This is a genomic window from Streptomyces sp. CB01580 (assembly GCF_001905795.1).
GTDB lineage: Bacteria > Actinomycetota > Actinomycetes > Streptomycetales > Streptomycetaceae > Streptomyces.
Genome location: NZ_LIXJ01000003.1, coordinates 63,312 through 82,731, shown reverse-complemented (window position 1 = coordinate 82,731; position 19,420 = coordinate 63,312). Strand labels below are relative to the sequence as shown.

General features: G+C 71.5%; 14 protein-coding genes and 1 riboswitch. Of the genes, 9 read left to right on the top strand and 5 right to left on the bottom strand.

Annotated features, from left to right (window positions below; translation table 11 throughout):
- Positions 1 to 117: 117 nt before the first annotated feature.
- Together AMK22_RS05455 and AMK22_RS05450 are read right to left on the bottom strand one after the other, a co-directional pair.
- Positions 118 to 1,452 carry a VanZ family protein gene (locus AMK22_RS05455; RefSeq protein WP_073782099.1) on the bottom strand — a complete coding sequence of 445 codons (1,335 nt, stop codon included), beginning with the start codon at positions 1,450 to 1,452 and terminating at the stop codon, positions 118 to 120.
- Between the two features lie 71 nt (positions 1,453 to 1,523).
- Entirely contained in the window at positions 1,524 to 1,976 is a 453-nt protein-coding gene (locus AMK22_RS05450) for a hypothetical protein (protein ID WP_073782098.1), read from the bottom strand.
- Positions 1,977 to 2,887: 911 nt separating this feature from the next.
- Here AMK22_RS05450 and AMK22_RS05440 point away from each other — a divergent pair.
- From AMK22_RS05440 to AMK22_RS40595, 7 genes are all read left to right on the top strand, one after another.
- The gene (locus AMK22_RS05440; RefSeq protein ID WP_073782096.1) at positions 2,888 to 3,928 is read left to right on the top strand and encodes an MBL fold metallo-hydrolase; all 1,041 of its coding nucleotides are present in this window, start codon (positions 2,888 to 2,890) and stop codon (positions 3,926 to 3,928) included.
- 169 nt (positions 3,929 to 4,097) lie between these two features.
- A riboswitch (cobalamin riboswitch) is annotated at positions 4,098 to 4,170 on the top strand.
- A gap of 135 nt (positions 4,171 to 4,305) precedes the next feature.
- Complete coding sequence (locus tag AMK22_RS05435; RefSeq protein ID WP_073782095.1) at positions 4,306 to 5,589, top strand: prenyltransferase/squalene oxidase repeat-containing protein; 1,284 nt, start codon at positions 4,306 to 4,308, stop codon at positions 5,587 to 5,589.
- Positions 5,586 to 6,269, top strand: a complete 684-nt coding sequence (locus AMK22_RS05430; protein WP_073782094.1) for an SCO2322 family protein — start codon at positions 5,586 to 5,588, stop codon at positions 6,267 to 6,269. The genes AMK22_RS05435 and AMK22_RS05430 overlap by 4 nt, the downstream gene beginning before the upstream one ends.
- Positions 6,266 to 7,546: an energy-coupling factor transporter transmembrane protein EcfT gene (locus AMK22_RS05425; protein ID WP_242433852.1), complete on the top strand. Its 1,281-nt coding sequence runs from the start codon at positions 6,266 to 6,268 to the stop codon at positions 7,544 to 7,546. The genes AMK22_RS05430 and AMK22_RS05425 overlap by 4 nt, the downstream gene beginning before the upstream one ends.
- Positions 7,543 to 9,261 carry an ABC transporter ATP-binding protein gene (locus tag AMK22_RS05420; RefSeq protein ID WP_073782093.1) on the top strand — a complete coding sequence of 573 codons (1,719 nt, stop codon included), beginning with the start codon at positions 7,543 to 7,545 and terminating at the stop codon, positions 9,259 to 9,261. Before AMK22_RS05425 ends, AMK22_RS05420 begins: the two co-directional genes overlap by 4 nt.
- 146 nt (positions 9,262 to 9,407) lie before the next feature.
- Positions 9,408 to 10,202 (top strand): ECF transporter S component, encoded by a 795-nt coding sequence (locus AMK22_RS05415; RefSeq protein WP_073782753.1) that lies wholly within the window; start codon positions 9,408 to 9,410, stop codon positions 10,200 to 10,202.
- 310 nt (positions 10,203 to 10,512) lie between these two features.
- Positions 10,513 to 11,283: a hypothetical protein gene (locus AMK22_RS40595; protein WP_242433851.1), complete on the top strand. Its 771-nt coding sequence runs from the start codon at positions 10,513 to 10,515 to the stop codon at positions 11,281 to 11,283.
- A 93-nt stretch (positions 11,284 to 11,376) separates the two neighbouring features.
- On the opposite strand, the gene AMK22_RS05405 is transcribed toward AMK22_RS40595, so the two are convergent.
- The gene (locus tag AMK22_RS05405; RefSeq protein WP_073782092.1) at positions 11,377 to 12,735 is read right to left on the bottom strand and encodes an alpha/beta hydrolase; all 1,359 of its coding nucleotides are present in this window, start codon (positions 12,733 to 12,735) and stop codon (positions 11,377 to 11,379) included.
- 115 nt (positions 12,736 to 12,850) lie between these two features.
- Positions 12,851 to 14,020: a steroid 3-ketoacyl-CoA thiolase gene (locus tag AMK22_RS05400; protein WP_073782091.1), complete on the bottom strand. Its 1,170-nt coding sequence runs from the start codon at positions 14,018 to 14,020 to the stop codon at positions 12,851 to 12,853.
- A gap of 327 nt (positions 14,021 to 14,347) precedes the next feature.
- Between AMK22_RS05400 and AMK22_RS05395 the strand changes: the two genes are divergently transcribed.
- Both AMK22_RS05395 and AMK22_RS40590 read left to right on the top strand, forming a co-directional pair.
- Complete coding sequence (locus tag AMK22_RS05395) at positions 14,348 to 15,703, top strand: cytochrome P450 (protein ID WP_073782751.1); 1,356 nt, start codon at positions 14,348 to 14,350, stop codon at positions 15,701 to 15,703.
- 203 nt (positions 15,704 to 15,906) lie between these two features.
- Complete coding sequence (locus AMK22_RS40590) at positions 15,907 to 17,070, top strand: AEC family transporter (protein WP_242433850.1); 1,164 nt, start codon at positions 15,907 to 15,909, stop codon at positions 17,068 to 17,070.
- A gap of 282 nt (positions 17,071 to 17,352) precedes the next feature.
- Here the strand turns inward: AMK22_RS40590 and AMK22_RS05375 are convergent, their stop codons facing one another.
- Positions 17,353 to 19,395, bottom strand: a complete 2,043-nt coding sequence (locus tag AMK22_RS05375) for a bifunctional glycosyltransferase 87/phosphatase PAP2 family protein (protein WP_242433849.1) — start codon at positions 19,393 to 19,395, stop codon at positions 17,353 to 17,355.
- Between the last annotated feature and the right edge of the window lie 25 nt (positions 19,396 to 19,420).

The following is a 19,420-nucleotide window of genomic DNA, read 5'->3' as shown; positions in this document are numbered from 1 at the left end:
GACTCTCTTGACGCCCGGGCCTTACGTCAGGCCTCGCGGCAAGGCATCCAGCTGCCTCCCGCGCCGGGGCAGTCGAACGCTGCGAGTAGCGCTGCTGCGGTTGTGCAAAACGCCAGGTCAGTTGGGTGTGGTGGGCAGGCCCTGGGTGGGAGAGGCCCTTTCATCCACCTTTCCTGTTTCAGCGTCGACGTAGACCGGGTAGACGTCGTTGCCAACTGAGACCGGAATGGTCCATTGTGCCCGCCATTCGTCTTCGCGTCGGATGGCCAGCAAGTTGCCTGCCTCTGTCTTCGCTCCACCAGCGAACTTGGAGGCCGTGGCTGCGGCCTGCTTCTCGCTCACCCGGCGCGGGGGGAGTGAAACCGATTCTTCTGTATGCCGGGTCAGTAGCGCGGAGACGCGGCCGGCTCGGTTGATCTGCACGTCCAGACGCATGGGCATGAGCACGCCGTCGATACGACTTCGCCAGCTGACCATCCAGCCGAACTCCGCATCATCTCCGACCGGGAAGGATTTCACGTATGAGTCTTTGAGGCCCCAGGGGAAGCGCTCCTTCGCGTACTTCGTGGCGATGCGGAGCGCTTCGTCGGCCGTTTTGGGTGCAGCTCCGGCGCCTGTCACGGGAAAACTGCCGGGACCTGGCTTGCTCGAGTTTTCCAGGCTGACCGTGAGCTGTTCCTTGTCCGGCCAGCTCAGTTCGGCGAACCCCGTCTGTGTGGTGATCAACAGCATGTCGGGGGCGCCGTTCTGCCCGGGCTGGAGCTGTACGTTCGCGATGTCGAAGTGGTCGTCGAAGGCCTTGGCGAGGACCTGCTGCGCCTGGGACTTCTCGTCGCCTCCCGCGATCTGCAGGCTCGTGGAGTCCACAGCCAAGGGAGTGATCCAGGCTTTCCACACCACAGCACAGGCGAGAAAGCCGGTCACGAAGATGACAGCAGTCGGCTTCGCTGCGGAGCGTAGGGACAGAAGCTCACCTCGGGCCGCACGGACAACCGCCCAGCCGGCGAGAGCCCCGGCCGCCGCGCCCAGCGTATTGGTCAGCACATCACCGCTGTCACAGCTTCGCCCCACCCACGGGGCGAGCGCCTGGCTGAGCTCGGTTACCACCGACAGCAGCGCCCCACCCAGGAAGACAGGAAATACGCGTCGGACGGCAAGGACCCCAAGGAGCCCGATAGGAAGGAACATCGCCACATTCAGCAGACCCTGCTCTGTCGCGAAAGGCTCACTGAAATTCCGGTTGAGGACACACTGGCCGGACACATGACCCGGGGACGGAAAGAAAATGGTAACGCTCAGCTCCGCTACCAGGACGGCAGAAAGCCCCGCATACGCCCATGGGCGATTCAGAAACCTTTTCGCGGCGAAGTAGCCGATGAGAGCCGCAATCGTCACTGCGGCCAACGCGATGAGAACGAACTCACCTCGACCATTGAAAACAGCTTGCAACATGGTGGCGCAACACCTTCAAACGGGAGCGCCCCGCCCCGCGTGAGTCGCGGGGCGGGGCAGTGGATGAAAACTCAGCAGGTGCCCGAGGGCGTCTGGAACGTTCCCTGCCCGGTCACCGACAGCATCCCAATGGTGGAGTAGCAGTCCGACGGCCAGTTACGATCCCACGAGGCACTCTTGGTCGTGCCCGATGCCTGGCTGAACGTCGAACCCCACGTGGTTGTACCGGCATAGTTGAACCCCAGCTTCGCCGAGATGGTTCCGCCGCTCGACTTCTCGTACCAGGTCCTGACGTTCACCGGGCCGGAACCCTGCGTCTTGTCGTGGAACAGGCGACCACTCGACAGCGTGGTGCATACCCGGCCGTAACCGATCTGACCGCTGCCCGGACACGTTTCCTGAACCGATACCTCGCCGCTCGGGGCCGAAGTCGACGCCTGGGCAACGCCCATTCCCCCCATGACCGCCAACGTCAGACCGGCCACCGCTGCACTGCGGACTATCTTGTGAGCGAACGCGCTCATATTGAACCCTCCCCAGGAATAGCAAAACCCGTTCCATCACGTAGCAGAAGGGGAACGACATATGCGCCAAGAGTGAAAACTCTGGCGTGAAAGTGACCCCCTGCGGCGGTTGATTGCAACCGTTGATCGCCAAATTATGTGACCTATCACGAAGGGTCAAGCATGTATTGGTTCATGGCCCGAATGCCTACGCCCGACCGGTAGATATACCCACAAAGCAGACTGCCTCTTGACTGGAAACGCATATGCCTCAGCGCTATGCGCGTCCCTCCGGGCCCCTGCATGCTCTGGTCGCGGGCGACGATGCGCACGTCGATGCCTTGCGCGAGGTAAGGCATCGGAGGGGGTCAGCGCAGGAAACCAAAGAGACCATTCCTCCCGGCTTCCTCCCGGCCTTCGGCCTCTTCGGCGGCGCGGGCCTCAGCCTCTGCCCGCTTGTGCTCCTTGATGGTAGTGGTGCAGACACTGCAGTCACCGCCGGCGCAACGGCCCGGCTTCGCGACGCTGTGGGCGCTGGGCCTGGTTGACCAGCGAGAACACCAGCAAGGCGCCGACATCCAGTACTGGGGCCGGGTCTCGAACAAGGCCCACGGACGTGTGAAACCCATCGTCAAGGTGCGGTACGCACGCGAGACGGACGACGGAAAGTGCGACGCCGGGCACGCAAACGTGATCAGCGTGATCACACCACTCCGGCACCGAACCGCGAACTCACCGGCCCACCAGGGCCCGGCTGTTCGTCGTGTTCGAGTCCGCGCTCCGAGATGGGCCAGATGGTCGCCCAGGGCTACCACTGGAACAAGTTCTCGTTACAGTGGGCAGGTGGTCGGTGGGCGGCGCACACCGACCACCGCGCACCGCACAGTCGTACGTCCGGTGAGGCGGCCGGACAGCGGGGAGAGGGAGAGCCCATGACGCAGGTGACCGACCACGGCGGGGGCGTGCACAGCATCGAGGTGCCCATCCCGGACAATCCACTCGGCCACACCCTCGTCCACGTCGTCGACACCGATCGCGGTCCGGTCCTGGTCGACACCGGGTGGGACGATCCGGAGGCGTGGGACGCGCTCACCGCCGGGCTGACCGCCGTCGGCGTAACCGTCGCCGACATCCATGGCATCGTCATCACCCACCACCACCCCGACCACCACGGCCTCTCCGGGCAGGTGCGCGAGGCGTCCGGGGCCTGGATCGCCATGCACGCGGCGGACGCCGAGATCGTGCGCCGGACCCGGGAGTCGGAGCCGGGCACCTGGTTGAACTACCTCGTCGCCAAGCTCACCGCGGTCGGCGCGCCCGAGGCGCACCTCGCGCCATTGCGGGCCGCGGCGGCGGACCGGGGGCGTATGCGCACCCTGCCCGGGGCGCGGGCCGCGCTGCCGGACCGGGAGATCGTGCCCGGTGAGCTCCTGGACCTGGCTGGGCGGCGGCTGCGGGCGGTCTGGACGCCCGGCCACACCCCCGGTCATGTCTGCCTGCATCTGGAGGAGAAGCATCCGACCGGTCTGCCCGGCCGGGGGCGGCTGTTCTCCGGTGACCATCTGCTGCCCGGGATCAGCCCGCACATCGGGCTGTACGAGGACCCGGACGACGACACGGTCACCGATCCCCTGGGCGACTACCTCGGTTCCCTGGAGCGCGTGGGCCGGCTCGGGGTGGCGGAGGTGCTGCCCGCCCACCAGTACGCGTTCACGGACGCGGCCGGGCGCGTACGGGAGCTCCTCGACCACCACGAGGACCGGCTGGCAGGGCTCCTCGGGCTGCTGTCCTCCCCGCTGACCCCGTGGGAGCTGGCCGAGCGGATGGAGTGGAACCGGCCGTGGGACCGGATCCCGCACGGTTCGCGCAACATCGCGGTCTCGGAGGCCGAGGCGCATCTGCGGCGGCTGGTGAAGCTGGGCCGCGCGGAGGCGGTGACGGGGAGCGACCCCGTGACGTACATCGCGGTGTGAGCGACGTCATGGCGACGGGCGATGGCGTAGGTCGCGGTGTGAGGGGCGTGCGGCGCGGTACGGGCGCGGGCGGCGCCCTGGCCCCACCCTCCTTCCCGGAACGACGCCCGCCCCGGGCCCCTTCCGGGTAGCCCGGTAGAGTGAGTGGGTCGTCATCATGCCCGTACAGGGGGAAGCCGGTGCGAATCCGGCACTGACCACGCAGCCGTGAGCCGTCCCGTGGACGGTGAGTCGGAATGCCCTGGACGCGGTTGTGACCGGCTCGGACCACCGGAACCCCGGTGGTCGGCACCGTCGAGGTATACGGAGTCGGAGCCTGGTGCGTGAGCGTGCCTGTGCCCGGTCCGGATCCCCGCACAGGAGAGGCCCCGCCCGCCATGACCGTACGCCGCACCGCGGCAACGCTCGCCGCGACCACGGCCGCCGTGCTCTGCGCGGCCGCCCCGGTCGCGGTCGCGGCGCCGTCCCCGTCGCCCACGCCGTCCGCCGCACTGCCCGCCGGGCTGTACGGCACGAAGGACCCCACCTACGACGGTGTCTGGCGGCAGTCGCTGGCCTTTCTCGCGCAGCGGGTCGAAGGCGTGACGCCCGCCGCGAAGTCGGTCGACTGGCTGATCGGCCAGCAGTGCGCCAACGGCGCCTACGCCGCGTACCGGCCCGACGCCGCCAAGCCGTGCGACGCGAAGACGGTGCTGGACACCAACGCCACCGCGGTCGCCGTGCAGGCCCTCGCCGAGGTCGGCGGGCACGGGGAGACCGTGAACGACTCGGTCCGCTGGCTGAAGTCCGTGCAGAACGAGGACGGCGGCTGGGGCTACACGGCGGGCGCGCCCAGCGACGCCAACTCCACCTCCCTCGTGATCGGCGCCCTCGCCCGGCAGGGGCAGCGGCTCGCGGACATCGTCACGGCCGACGGCAAGTCCCCGTACGATCCGCTGCTCGCGCTCTCGATCCCGTGCGGTGAGAAGGACGGCGGCGCGTTCGCGTACCAGCCGGACAAGGCGGGGAAGCTCACGGCCAACGCGGACGCCACCGCCGCCGCCGTGCTCGGCTCCATGGGCAAGGCCCTGGCCACCGGCAACAACGCCGCCGCCAAGGGGACCAGCTGCCGCCCCGCGGCCTCCGGTTCCGCCCTCACCCCCGAGCAGGCCGCCCAGAACGGCGCCCACTACCTCGTCGGCGCCCTCGCCGCGAAGGGCCACCTCGACCTGGCCCCGATGCCGGGCGCCGAGGACTCCGCCCCTCAGCCCGACGTCGGCAACACCGCGGACGCGGTCGTCGCGCTGTCCGCCTCGGGCCACAAGGACGAGGCGGCCAAGGCCGTGGCCTGGCTGAAAAGGAACTCCGGCGCCTGGGCCGAGCAGAACGGCCCCGCCGCCTACGCGCAGCTGGTCCTGGCCGCGCACGCGACCGGGAACGACGCCCGCGACTTCGGCGGCGTGAACCTGGTCGACAGGCTGAACGCGACCGGCCCGAAGCCCGCGGCCATCACGACCCCCGACCCGTCCGGCGACACCGGGTACGAGGCCACGGAGAAGGACCGGGTCCACAGCGGCGACGACGTGATCGGCGGCGTGTGGTGGTTCGTCGGCATCGGCCTCGTCGTCGGTGCGGGCGTCGGCTTCCTGATCAGCGGCCGCCGGAAGAACCAGCAGCTGTGAGGCGGACGGGAGGGGCCGCCGCCGCGGTGCTGAGCGCGGTGCTGCTGGCCGTGCTGGGCGCGGGAGAGGCCCAGGCGGCCGGCTACCGGTACTGGTCGTTCTGGGAGGGCTCGGGCCAGGACTGGACGTACGCCACCCAGGGCCCCGCCCTGGTCCGGCCGGACGACGGTGCCGTGCAGGGCTTCCGGTTCGCGGTGAGCGAGGACTCCCAGGACGCGGCCCGGCCGCGCCACGCCCCCGGCTTCGCGAAGATCTGTGCGGACACCCCTGCCGAGAAGGGGTCCAAGCGGGTCGCGCTCGTCATCGACCCGGGCACCGCGACGGACGCCCCGGACGGGCGGACCCCGCCCGCGCTCCGGACCGCGTGTGCCGTGGTCGCTCCGGACGCGAGCACCGCCGAGGCGCTCGCCGCGGTGGCCAAGCCGCTGCGTTACGACGGCAACGCGCTGCTGTGCGCCATCTCCGGGTACCCGGCCTCCGGCTGCGGCGAGCAGGTGTCGGGCGACGGGCACGAGAAGCCCGCCGCGTCCGCCCCCGCCACGTCCGCCGCGTCCGCCGACGGTTCCGTCGGTTCCGACGGTTCCGGCAGCGGACCGTCCGCCGGGATGCTCGTCGGGGTCGGTGCCGTTCTCGTCCTCGGCTCGGCCGCGGTCGTGCAGGCCCGCCGCCGCCGAGGATGACCACTCCGACCAGCGGCCCGGCGACCGGGGACGGGGCACCCGACCACCCGGCCACCGGCCGTCCGGCGACCGGTCCCACCCGCACCACCGGCGTCACCCCTGCCCGTGCCACTCGCGCCGCCCGCACCGCCGACCGGCCGCCGCGCGCGCTGCGCGCACCCGAGGCGAACCGGAGCAACGCCCTGCCCGCAGGGGCGTGGTGGCTGTGGGCACTGGGCCTCGCCACCGCCGCCTCCCGCACCACCAACCCGCTGCTGCTCGGCCTCCTCGTCGGGGTCGCGGGCTATGTGGTCGCCGCGCGCCGTACGGACGCGCCCTGGGCCCGTTCGTACGGGGCGTTCATCAGGATCGGGCTGTTCGTCGTCGGCGTGCGGCTGGTCTTCTCCGTCCTCCTCGGCTCGCCGATCCCCGGTACGCATCCGCTGTTCACGCTCCCCGAGGTGCCGCTGCCCGACTGGGCGCAGGGCGTCCGGATCGGTGGCCGGGTCACCGCCGAGCAGCTGGTCTTCTCGCTGTACGACGGGGCGAAGCTGGCCGCCCTGCTGATCTGTGTCGGCGCGGCCAACTCGCTCGCGAACCCGGCCCGGCTGCTGAAGTCGCTGCCGGGCGCGCTGTACGAGGCGGGGGTCGCCGTCGTCGTCGCGATGACGTTCGCGCCGAACATGGTCGCCGACGTGGCGCGACTGCGCACCGCGCGACGGCTGCGGGGCCGCCCGACCGGCGGTGTCGGGGCGGTCCTCCAGATCGGACTTCCGGTCCTGGAGGGCGCGTTGGAGCGGTCGGTCGCGGTGGCCGCGTCGATGGACGCGCGCGGCTACGGGCGTACCGCCGAGGTCTCGCCCGCCGTCCGGCGCACCACGAACGCGCTCACGCTCGGCGGGCTGCTCGGGGTGTGCGCGGGCACGTACGGGCTGCTGGCCGCGCAGGGCGCGGTGTACGGGCTGCCGCTGCTGATCGCCGGGATCGTCGCGGCGGCGGCCGGGCTGCGCCTGGGCGGTGCCCGGTCGGTCCGTACCCGCTACCGGCCCGACCGGTGGGGTGCGCGGGCCTGGCTGGTGGCGGGTTCGGGGGTCGTGGTGGCGGTGGCGATGATCTGGGCGGGCGGTGTCGACGCGGAGGCGCTGCACCCCGGGGTCGTACCGCTGACCGCGCCGGTGCTCCCGTTGTGGCCCGCGGCGGCGGTGCTGGTGGGGCTGTTGCCCGCGCTGGTGGCCCCCGTTCCGCCGCCGGTGGGCGCCGGTTCGAAGACGCGGCCGAGTCCCGAGGAGGACCAGTGATCCGGTTCGAGCAGGTTTCGGTGCGGTACGAGGGGGCGGAGCGTCCCACCCTGTCCGGGATCGATCTGACCGTTCCCGAGGGCGAACTGGTGCTGCTGGTCGGCCCGTCCGGGGTCGGCAAGTCGACGCTGCTGGGGGCCGTCTCCGGTCTCGTGCCGCACTTCACCGGTGGCAGGCTGAGCGGCCGGGTCACGGTCGCGGGGCGCGACACCCGTACCCACAAGCCGCGCGAACTCGCCGACGTGGTCGGCACGGTGGGCCAGGACCCGCTCTCCCACTTCGTCACCGACACGGTCGAGGACGAGCTGGCGTACGGCATGGAGTCGCTGGGGCTGGCCCCGGACGTGATGCGGCGGCGGGTCGAGGAGACCCTGGACCTGCTGGGTCTGGCCGGGCTGCGGGACCGGCCGATCTCCACGCTCTCCGGAGGGCAGCAGCAGCGGGTGGCGATCGGTTCGGTGCTCACCCCGCATCCGAAGGTCCTGGTCCTCGACGAGCCGACGTCCGCGCTCGACCCGGCGGCGGCCGAGGAGGTGCTGGCCGTGCTGCAACGGCTGGTGCACGACCTGGGCACCACGGTCCTGGTGGCGGAGCACCGGCTGGAACGGGTGGTGCAGTACGCGGACCAGGTCGTCCTGCTGCCGTCGCCGGGCGCCGCTCCGGTCATGGGCGCCCCCGCCGATGTCATGGCCGTCTCCCCGGTCCGTCCGCCGGTCGTGGCTCTGGGCCGGCTGGCGGGGTGGGAGCCGCTGCCGCTGTCGGTCCGTGATGCCCGGCGCCGGGCCACCGGCCTGCGCGAACGGCTCGCGGACCGGCGACCGCCCGCCGCGCCCGCCCCGGCCCGGACCCTGGTGTCCCCGCTGCCCGCCGCGCCCGCCCCCGCGCGACGCGGCGCCCTGGCCCGGCTGCTGGGACGCGGCACGCACACGGCCGCCCCCGTTCCCGGGCCCGCCGTCGACGTCCCGGCCCGGGTCGAGGACCTCGGCGTGCGGCGCGGGCGCGTCGAGGCGCTGCGCCGGGTCACGCTCTCCGTCGCCCCGGGCGAGACCGTCGCCCTGATGGGCCGCAACGGCGCGGGCAAGTCCACGCTGCTCGGCACGCTCGTCGGCATGGTCGAACCCACCGCGGGCACCGTCCTCGTCGGTGGCCGGACCCCGCACCGCACGCCGCCGCGCGAGATGGTGCGCCGGGTCGGGCTCGTACCGCAGGAACCGCGCGATCTGCTGTACGCGGACACGGTCGCCGCCGAGTGCGCCGCCGCCGACACCGACGCGGGCGCCGCCGCGGGCAGTTGCCGGGAGCTGGTCTCGAAGCTGCTGCCCGGTGTGCCGGACGACACCCATCCCCGTGATCTCTCCGAGGGGCAGCGGCTCGCGCTCGCCCTGGCGGTGGTGCTCACCGCGCGTCCGCCGCTGCTGCTCCTGGACGAGCCGACCCGCGGTCTGGACTACGCGGCGAAGGCCCGGCTGACCGGGGTGCTGCGGGGGCTCGCCGCCGACGGGCACGCGATCGTCCTGGCGACGCACGACGTGGAACTCGCCGCCGATCTCGCGCACCGGGTGGTGATCCTCGCCGACGGGGAGGTCGTCGCGGACGGGGAGACCCGGCAGGTGGTGGTCTCCTCCCCGGCATTCGCCCCGCAGACCGCGAAGATCCTCGCCCCGCAGGAGTGGCTGACCGTGGCACAGGTCCGTGACGCGCTGGAGGAGCGGTGACGAGCGGGCCCGAGGGACGGGCGGCGAAGGTGGCGGACGGGCGTCGCGCGCCCGCGGGCCCCGTGGAGCGAACGAACGGCCCGGCCCGGACGGGACGCACGGCCCTCACCGGGCATGCGCGGCGGTCGGGCCGGACGGTACGGCCGGTGCGTCTGGGGCCGCGCGCGATCGCCGCGCTCGTGCTGATCAGCGCGATCGGCGTGGTCGCGTTCGGCTGGCCGCTGCTGGCCGACGCGGGCTCCGGTCTCGCGCACTCCCAGGACGCGCCGTGGCTGTTCGCCGCGCTGCTGCCGCTGCTGGTCGGCGTGGTCGTCGCGATGATCGCCGACTCCGGGCTGGACGCGAAGGCGGTGGCGATGCTGGGGGTGCTGGCCGCGGTCGGTGCCGCGCTGCGCCCGCTCGGCGCGGGCACGGCGGGCCTGGAGCCGATGTTCTTCCTGATGGTGCTGAGCGGCCGGGTGCTCGGCCCCGGCTTCGGATTCGTGCTCGGCTCGGTGACCATGTTCGCGTCGGCGCTGCTGACCGGCGGGGTGGGGCCGTGGATGCCGTTCCAGATGCTGTCGATGGGCTGGTTCACCATGGGCGCGGGTCTGCTGCCGGGCCCGGACCGGCTGCGCGGGCGGGCCGAGCTGCTGATGCTCGCCGGGTACGGGTTCCTGGCGGCGTTCGCGTACGGCACGGTGATGAACCTGTACGGATGGACGATCGTGCCCGGCGCCGGCTCGGGGATCTCGTACCACGCGGGTGATCCCCTGTCCGAGAACCTGGTCCGCTTCCTGGCCTACTGCGTGGCGACCTCGCTCGGCTGGGACCTGGGCCGGGCCGTCCTCACCGTGGTGCTGACCCTGACCCTGGGCTCGACGCTGCTGAAGGCGCTGCGCCGGGCCACGCGCCGGGCCGCCTTCGACGCGCGGGGCACGTTCGACGCCCCTGACGGGTGAGGGCCCGCGCATCCGCTTGACCTCCATGACCGAGTAGAGTGACGGTCACTCCCTCTCCATTCCCTCGATTTCCCTCTACTTTTCCCCAGATTTCAGGGCTTTCGGGACATTGCGCACCGCGTCAACACCCGGCAAAGGCCCGGTTTTCTCTTACTTGGACGACTTAATTACCCGTTGGTCCATATAGGCGCATTTTGCTCTGACGTCCGTTCCCGTCAGCGGCCGGAGCGTTGTCACATACGTGGAACCTCGTGATTTCTGGGATCGGAACACCGTCCTGGCGGAAGCTTTCTGCGCCAGCGACGAACGCATGCGCCGAGCGCAGGCTTTGCTGGACGAGGCGCAGGCGGAGCGGAGCCGGACGCTGGCCGCGTTCGCCGTCACGGTCGGCGACGACGGATCCATCGCGGACCTGATGGGCCTGAACGAACGCGAAGTGCGATTAGCACGACGCACGGTGGGCCGCAATGACGCACGCTCGCTCGCCCAGAAGTTGCTGAGCCGGAAGCAGCCGGCGCCCAAGGAGGCACCCGGCGAAACCGCCGCCGCCCCGGGCCCGGTTCCCGCCGCCGGCCCGGTTCCCGGCGCCGCCCCCGCTCCCGCTCCCGCCTCTGCTCCTGCTCCCGCTCCCGCTCCCGCTCCCGAGATCCCTCTGCCGCGTCCGCGCAAGGAGATGACGGTGCGGACGACGGGGAGCGCGCGCATGAGCACGCCGCCCGTGATCGTGCCGCCGGTGCCGGCCACGCCCCCGACCGTGCCCCCGCCTCCCTCCTCTCCTCCCCCGGCGCCCCCGTTCGAGGCGAACAGCACGGTCGCCTGGTCGCCCAGCATGGACTCCGTGCTGTTGTGGAGCTGGGAGTCCGGGCTCGACGTGCAGACGGTCGCGGCCGAACTCGGCCTGGATGTCCGGGCATTGCTGATGCGGGTGCAGGAGCTCGCCAACGACGGAATGCTCACGCTCGCCGACCCGGCCCCGGAGGTGAACCGGTCGGGCCGCCACCGCCGCCAGAACTTCGACGAGCAGGCGTACGCGGCGCTGTTCGCCCCGACCACCGCCTTCCCCACGCACCTGCCGTACTGAGCGCCCGCCGCCGGGGCAGCGGCGGGCGGAGCCGGCCGGTGCCCCGGCCCCTTCCCGGGCGGAGACGGCCGACTCCGCCCGGAAGGGGCCCGTTCAGCGCCGCGCGGCGACGGCGTCGAACCACCGCACGATCTCCGGGCCCGACTTCACGTACGTGGCGATGTGGTCCGTCGTCCCCTGATCGACGACCTCGGCCTCGACGCCGTGCGCGGCCAGGTCGGCGGCGCAGGAGCGGGTGTTGGCAGCGGGCACGTCGGTGTCTTTGGACGAGGTGTGGAGACGTACGGGGACGCCCGGCGTCCAGGCGCAGCTGCCGTCCTGGGCGCGCACGGCGGCCAGCAGGGCGCCGGAGGGGTGCTGCATCTGCCGGTAGTAGTCGTCGGTGAGCAGTTCCCGCAGCGTCGCGGGCAGGGCGGGGATGATCTCCTCCTCGGTGTGGTGGGTGTCGAAGAGGTCGTCGACGATGCCCGCGTACGGCTCCCGGAAGACCTCGGAGGGGTCCTCGTAGAGTGGGTGGAGCCGGTTCTGCGCGGTGAGGAAGTACGTCATGTAGAAGACGCCGCTGATGTCGTTGACCCGGCCGTCGAACAGGGCGGGCATCTCGGCGTGCTCGATGTCGTACGGTCCCGAGACGGGAGCGAGGGCACGGAGCCGGAAGTGCCGTTCGGCGCCCTTGTCGAGGGCCTTGGCCAGGGCCATCGCGACCTGGCCGCCCTGGGAGAAGCCGCTGACGTACAGATCGCCGGTGAGCGACCGGCCCAGGCTCCGCGCGGCGGTGCGGGAGGCGCGCAGCATGTCGAGGGAGGCGGTGACGGCGGACCCGGTGTCCATGTACGGGTGGCGGCCCGGCCCCTTGCCGAGCCCCAGGTAGTCGGGGGCGGCGACGGCGCGGCCCGCGGAGGCGTGGAGGTACGGGGCGAGGCGGCCGAAGTCCTCGCCGACGGAGGGGGCGTAGTCCCGGTGGGCCATCGTGCCGTGGGTGTCGGAGACCAGGTCGAGGCGGTGCGGACCGCCCTCGGGAAGGGCCAGGAGGCCGGTGGCGGTGGTGGGCGCGCCCTGCGGGGTGACGGTGCGGTAGGTGAGTCGGTAGGCCCGCACTCCGTGGCGAACGGTGCCGGTGTCCACACCGCCGGAGGCCAGGAACCGGATGACGTCAAAACGTTCGAGACCGGCCACCGGGGTGACGTCGAGGAGGTCGCCCCGGTGGCCGTGCGCGGAGCCGGTCCGATGCGATTCGCCGTGTGCCAGGGGATGTTGTGCGACGAAGGTGGTGGCACCGGGGGCCGATTCGGCGGCGGAAGCAGTGACAGCGGGGGCGACGGTCGCGACGGCGGGGGCTGCACCGAGCGCGGTCAGGACCACGACGGTGGCGGCGGCGAGTCCCCGCCGGACGGTGCGACGACGGCGAAGGCGACCCCGAGCCGCCTTGCCCGTAAGGCTGTTCTCTTTCATTCCTCCGACGCTATACGGCCGGACACCGGACGCACATGGGTCCGGCCCCCGGTCCGGGAGTGCCGTCGACCGCACCCCGGGCCCGGGTTTCTCCCCATGGGCGTACGGCTCGCCGTCACAGCCGCTGGATGATCGTGCCGGTCGCCAGGGCACCGCCCGCGCACATCGTGATCAGGGCGAACTCCTTGTCCCGGCGCTCCAGTTCGTGCAGGGCGGTGGTGATCAGCCGGGCGCCGGTGGCACCGACCGGGTGGCCGAGCGCGATGGCCCCGCCGTTGACGTTGACCTTGTCCAGATCCTGTTCGAAGACCTGGGCCCAGCTGAGCACCACGGACGCGAAGGCCTCGTTGATCTCCACGACGTCGATGTCCTTGAGCGACATCCCGGCCTTGCCGAGCACCGCGCGCGTCGCGTCGACGGGCCCGTCGAGGTGGTAGTGCGGGTCGGCGCCCGCGAGTGCCTGCGCGACGATCCGGGCGCGCGGCCTGAGTTTGAGCGCGCGCGCCATGCGCTTGGACGCCCACATGATCGCGCAGGCCCCGTCGGAGATCTGCGAGGAGTTGCCCGCGGTATGGATCGCGGTGGGCATGACCGGCTTGAGGCCCGCCAGCGCTTCCATGCCGGTGTCCCGCAGTCCCTCGTCGCGGTCCACCAGACGCCACATACCCTGCCCGGCGGCCTGCTCCTCCTCGGTGGTCGGCACCTGCACCGCGTAGGTCTCGCGCTTGAACCTCTCCTCGGCCCACGCGACGGCCGCCCGCTCCTGCGAGAGCACTCCTAACCGGTCGACGTCCTCCCTGCTCAGACCGCGTTTGCGGGCGATGCGTTCGGCGGCCTCGAACTGGTTGGGCAGGTCGACGTTCCACTCGTCGGGCCAGGGCTTCCCGGGCCCGTGCTTGGAACCGCTGCCCAGCGGCACCCGCGACATCGCCTCGACGCCGCAGCTGATCCCGATGTCGATCACCCCGGCCGCGACCATGTTGGCGACCATGTGGGACGCCTGCTGCGAGGAACCGCACTGGCAGTCCACGGTGGTGGCGGCCGTCTCGTACGGAAGCCCCACGGCGAGCCAGGCGTTGCGGGCCGGATTCATGGACTGTTCGCCGGCGTGGGTGACCGTGCCGCCGACGATCTGCTCGACGCAGTCGGCGTGGATCCCGGTGCGCCCGAGGAGCTCCCGGTAGGTCTCGCCCAGCAGATAGGCGGGGTGCAGATTGGCGAGCGCGCCTCCGCGCTTGCCGATGGGGGTGCGTACGGCTTCGACGATGACGGGTTCCGCGGCCATGAGCTCGTCCTCTCCTCGCGCCTCCGCAGAGGCGTCCCGGCGCCCGCGGAAGCAAACTAGTACGCGTTCTAGTTCTTTGGGCAGTCTTATGAGACCCGCCGTCGGTGCGCAAGGGTGCTGCACGCACCGACTGCCGCGACCGGGTGAACGCCGCCGGGAGTAGTACCGTTCCACTGCGGTCCGCTCCACGGTCGCCCCACCCGCTCTTCGCGCAACAGAACCGACCACCCCTCTTGCCAGTTGTAGAACCCGTTACTACCTTGCGGACAACTTCTGATGGACCGTCAGACAGCGTCGGACGGCCCTCGGACCGACCTGGAGACGCCGATGCCCTGCCCCCATCTGCCCGAAGGCTTCGACTTCACCGATCCTGACCTGCTCCAAGCCCGCGTCCCGCACCCGGAGTTCGCCGAGATGCGGCAGACCGCACCGGTCTGGTGGTGCACCCAGCCGGCCGGCATCTCCGGTTTCGACGACGAGGGCTACTGGGTCGTCACCCGGCACGCGGACGTCAAGTACGTCTCCACCCACCCGGAGCTGTTCTCGTCCCACACCAACACGGCGGTCATCCGCTTCAACGAGTCCATCGGCCGGGACCAGATCGAGGTCCAGAAGCTGATCATGCTGAACATGGACCCGCCCGAGCACACCCGGGTACGCCAGATCGTCCAGCGCGGCTTCACCCCCCGGGCGGTGCGCTCCCTGGAACAGGCCCTGCGCAGCCGGGCCCGCTCGATCGTGGAATCCGCGCTCGCCGGAGCCGGCCGCGACACCGGCCCCGGCGCGGACTCCGGTACGAGCCCCGGTGCGGACTCCGGTTCGGACCCCGGGGCGAGCTCCGCAGCGAGCCTCGAAGCCGACGGTTCGTTCGACTTCGTCACCCGGGTCGCGGTCGAACTGCCGCTCCAGGCGATCGCCGAACTCATCGGCGTACCGCAGGAGGACCGGTCCAAGATCTTCGACTGGTCCAACAAGATGGCCGCGTACGACGATCCGGAGTACGCGATCACCGAGGAGGTCGGCACCGAGGCGGCCATGGAGCTGATCTCGTACGCGATGAACCTCGCGGCGGCCCGCAAGGAGTGCCCGGCCAAGGACATCGTGAGCCAGTTGGTCGCCGCCGAGGGCCAGGGGAACCTCTCCTCCGACGAGTTCGGCTTCTTCGTGATCCTGCTGGCCGTCGCCGGGAACGAGACCACCCGCAACGCCATCAGCCACGGGATGCACGCCTTCCTCACCCACCCCGACCAGTGGGAGCTCTACAAGCGCGAGCGTCCGGAGACGACCGCCGAGGAGATCGTCCGCTGGGCCACCCCGGTGGTCTCCTTCCAGCGGACCGCCACCCAGGACGTCGAACTGGGCGGGCAGTTGATCAAGAAGGGGGACCGGGTCGGGCTGTTCTACTCGTCGGCCAACAACGACCCCGAGGTCTTCGAGAACCCGGAGACCTTCGACATCACCCGCGATCCCAATCCCCACCTCGGCTTCGGGGGTGGCGGCCCGCACTTCTGCCTCGGCAAGTCCCTGGCCGTGATGGAGATCAACCTGATCTTCAACGCGATCGCCGACATGATGCCGTCCCTGCGGCTGGTCGGTGAACCGCGACGGCTGCGCTCGGCCTGGCTCAACGGGATCAAGCAGCTCCAGGTCGACGCGGGGCGCCCGGGGCCGGCCTCCGGATGAACAAGTCCTTGCTGGTGAGCAAGTCGGCGAGTGCCGACCCGCTTTGATGGACCGTCATGTCCACAGGACAGGCCGTCCGGGGGCAACGGCGGGGGCGAGTTCAGCTCCGGAGGCGACAGCGGCGGGGATGGCGGTCGGCCACTCCGGGGGCCGGCCGCCCCGCCCGAACCCCCGTGCGGGACGCGCACGATGTCACGAGGATCATGGCGGGCATGCACGCCCTGCTCTCCGCCTTCACCCCCATCTGGGCGCTCACCGCCGTCGGATACGCGGTCGGGCGCGGCGGCCTCCTCGGCGAGCGGGCGGAGGACGTCCTCGGCCGGTTCGTCTTCCACGTGGCCATGCCCGCCGCCCTGTTCACCATGGTGTCCAGGGCACGCCCGGACGCGTTCGCCCATCCCTCGATGTCGGCCTTCGCCGCAGGTACGGCGTTGACCTGCGGTCTCGGTCACGTGGTGGCGGGCCGCCTCTTCGGACGGGGAGCGGCGGACCGGGCGATCGGCGGCATGGCCTCCGGCTACGTCAACTCGGCCAACCTCGGCATACCGGTCGCGGTCCAAGTGCTCGGCGACGCCTCGTTCGTCGCACAGGTCATTCTGTTCCAGGTGCTGCTGGTCACTCCCGTGGTCCTCACGCTGCTCGATGCCAGGACGAGGGGCGGGGTCGGAGCGGGCACGGCGACCGGGAGGCGGGCCGGACCGGGGGCCGCGATCCGACGGGCCCTCACTCTGCCCGCTCGCAACCCCATCATCATGGCCTCGTTCCTGGGGGTCGTCGTCTCCGCGCTCGGGCTGCGACTGCCGCACGCCCTCGCCGCCTCCTGCGATCTGCTGGGCGGCGCCGCCGTGCCGACGGCCCTGATCGCGCTCGGTCTGTCCCTGAACGGCCGCCCGTCCGCCGGGGCTCACCTACCGGGAAGGGCGAGAAACGGTCAGCCGGCGCCCCGAACAGGGCGCACCGGGCTCGTACGGTGCACATGGCTCGCGCGGCGCAGGGACCCCGCACGGCATGACGGGTTCACACGGCATGACGGGTTCGCACGGCATGACGGGCCGGCACGGCATGACGGGCCGGCACGGCGTACGGAAGGCACGGCGCGCGCGGAGGTCGCCGTGGTGGTCGTCCTCAAGACGCTGGTCCAGCCGCTGATCGCGTACGGCGTCGGCGGCCCGCTGCTGCGGCTGTCGGACCCTCAACTGCTCGCGGTGGTGGTCTGTTCCGCGCTGCCGACCGCTCAGAACGTCTTCGTCTACGCCCAGCAGTACGGCCTGGACACCCGGCAGGCGCGTGATTTCGTGGTGGCCTCGACGGTGGTGTCGATGGCCACGCTGTCGCTCGTCGTGTGGGCCCTGGGCACGGCTGCCTGAGCCGTTCGAGTGGCGGACCGGAGCCGATGGGCGGATGCTGGTCGAGCGGCGATCCAGGCCGAAGGGGTGCCGGGACGATGTGTTCGTCCCGGCACCCCTTCGGCACCTCCCGTACGGCGGGAGCTCGACGCCTCCGTACCGGGGACGCTCGGCACGGGCCGACGCGGCGGGTGGGATCGACCTGGACATCTCGATGGACTCCGCAGGACGAGCCGCCGCGGCAGAGCCCCGTCGGCCATCCGGTGGAGGTGGTGTCGGGCCCCGCCCTTCGGGCGGACGACGCTACTTTCGAAACACGCCCTGGCCGTGACTGCCGCCCACCGCGTCGCCGACCTGTCCCGGCGGTGCCCCGTCCACCAGGTCGTCCAGCGGTTTCGCCGCGGCCGGTACGGCCGGTGCCCGCAGCTTCCGGGGCCCGGACAGCGCGTAGGTGAGGCCGAAACCCAGCGCGACGACGGCCGCACCGCCCACCGCGTCCAGCACCCAGTGGTTGGCCGTGGCGACGATCGCGGAGACCGTGAACAGCGGATGCAGCAGCCCCAGCGCCTTCATCCACGGCTTCGGGGCCAGCATCACGATGACCACACCGCACCAGAGCGACCACCCGAAGTGCAGCGAGGGCATCGCCGCGTACTGGTTCGTCACCGAGGTCAGCGACCCGTAGTCCGGCTTCGCGAAGTCCTGGACGCCGTGGACGGTGTCGATGAAGCCGAGTCCCGGCATCAGCCGGGGCGGCGCAAGCGGGTAGAGCCAGAAGCCGACCAGCGCGAGAACCGTGGTGAAGCCGATGGAACTGCGGACCCAGCGGTAGTCCGCGGGGCGCCGCACGTACAGCACTCCGAGGATCGTCAGCGGCACGATGAAGTGGAACGACGTGTAGTAGAAGTCGAAGAAGTCCCGCAGCCAGTCGATCTCGACGACGGCGTGGTTGGCCCAGTGCTCGATGTCGATGTGCAGCCACTGTTCGAGGGAGTGGACCTGCGTGCCGTGGCGTTCGGCCGTGTCGCGGCCTGCCGTGGCGGCCAGCCTGACCTGCGAGTACGCGGAGTACACGACCCGGATCAGGAGCAGTTCCAGCAGCAGGTTGGGGCGGCTGAGCACCCGGCGCCAGAACGGCAGGAGCGGGATCCGGCTCCAGCGGGCGGCGACCGGGGCCGCGTGGTCGGTGGGGACCGGGTCGCGCCAGTAGGGCGAGGTGCGCGGCAGGAACGGCACGGCGCAGGCCGCGCCGAGCGCCGTGATCAGCAGCACGTTGTCACGCACGGGGACGACCACCGCCATGTTCGGCAGCAGCATCTTCGCGGGCAGCGTGAGCACGAGCACCACGACCGTCGGCCACATCAGCCGGTCGGAGGCCCGTTTGCCGACCCGGCCGACGACCGCGAGCAGCACCCACAGCAGCTGGTGCTGCCAGGCGGTCGGCGAGACCGCGACGGCGACACAGCCGGTCACGGCGACGGCCAGCAGCAGCTGTCCGTCGTGCGCGTACCGTACGGCGCGGCGCAGCCCGAACCAGCAGACGACGGCCGCCAGCACCACGAACAGCGCGATCTCCAGGGGACCGGTCAGGCCGAACCTGAGCAGCGCGCCGTGCAGCGACTGGTTGGCCAGACTGTCCGCGTTCTCGCCGAGCCCGGCGCCCGCGACATGGTGAACCCAGTACGTCCACGAGTCGTGCGGCATCGCCGCCCAGGCCAGCGCCGTGCAGGCGGCGAACGTGACCCCGCCGGTCACCGCCGCCCTCCGGCGTCCGGTGAACAGGAGCAGGACCGCGAAGAGCAGGACGGTCGGCTGGAGCGCGGCCGCGACACCGATCAGGAGGCCCGAGGCGCGTTCCCCGCGGACCGCGAAACAGGCCAGCAGCACCAGGAGCACCGGGATGATGCTCGTCTGCCCCAGGTGGAACGCGTTACGGACCGGCAGGGACAGCATCAGCAGGCTGATCGCCACCGGCGCGGCCAGCAGCGAGGTACGGCGCGCGACCGGGCCCGGCAGCGCACGCGCCGCCACGACCCCCAGGGCGACGACGAGCAGCAGGGAGCCGAAGGTCCAGACGACCCCCAGGCTCTGCTCCGCCGCCCGGGTCAGCGGCTTCAGGACCAGCCCGGCGAACGGGGTGCCGGTGAACCGGTCACTGTCGTAGAGCGAGCCCGTCACGTGCAGGACGCCGTTGTCGCCTATCCAGGTCTCCAGATCGGCGAGCCGCTCGCCCGGCGGACGCCGCAGCACCGCCGCCACCTGCCGCACCGCCAACGCGGCCACGACCAGCCAGAGCAGGACCCGGACAGCGCCTGTCCCCGTCCCGGTCGCCGCATCCGAGCGCACACTGTGTTCCGCATTCGCCACGCTG

What these genes read in the sequence shown, in the direction of transcription:
- AMK22_RS05395 (WP_073782751.1), top strand. Translation starts at nt 14,348, where the DNA reads ATGCCCTGCCCCCATCTGCCCGAAGGCTTCGACTTCACCGATCCTGAC.
- AMK22_RS40595 (WP_242433851.1), top strand. Translation starts at nt 10,513, where the DNA reads ATGCGCCGAGCGCAGGCTTTGCTGGACGAGGCGCAGGCGGAGCGGAGC.
- AMK22_RS05405 (WP_073782092.1), bottom strand. Translation starts at nt 12,735, where the DNA reads ATGAAAGAGAACAGCCTTACGGGCAAGGCGGCTCGGGGTCGCCTTCGC.
- AMK22_RS05450 (WP_073782098.1), bottom strand. Translation starts at nt 1,976, where the DNA reads ATGAGCGCGTTCGCTCACAAGATAGTCCGCAGTGCAGCGGTGGCCGGT.
- AMK22_RS40590 (WP_242433850.1), top strand. Translation starts at nt 15,907, where the DNA reads ATGGCGGGCATGCACGCCCTGCTCTCCGCCTTCACCCCCATCTGGGCG.
- AMK22_RS05455 (WP_073782099.1), bottom strand. Translation starts at nt 1,452, where the DNA reads ATGTTGCAAGCTGTTTTCAATGGTCGAGGTGAGTTCGTTCTCATCGCG.
- AMK22_RS05440 (WP_073782096.1), top strand. Translation starts at nt 2,888, where the DNA reads ATGACGCAGGTGACCGACCACGGCGGGGGCGTGCACAGCATCGAGGTG.
- AMK22_RS05400 (WP_073782091.1), bottom strand. Translation starts at nt 14,020, where the DNA reads ATGGCCGCGGAACCCGTCATCGTCGAAGCCGTACGCACCCCCATCGGC.
- AMK22_RS05425 (WP_242433852.1), top strand. Translation starts at nt 6,266, where the DNA reads ATGACCACTCCGACCAGCGGCCCGGCGACCGGGGACGGGGCACCCGAC.
- AMK22_RS05435 (WP_073782095.1), top strand. Translation starts at nt 4,306, where the DNA reads ATGACCGTACGCCGCACCGCGGCAACGCTCGCCGCGACCACGGCCGCC.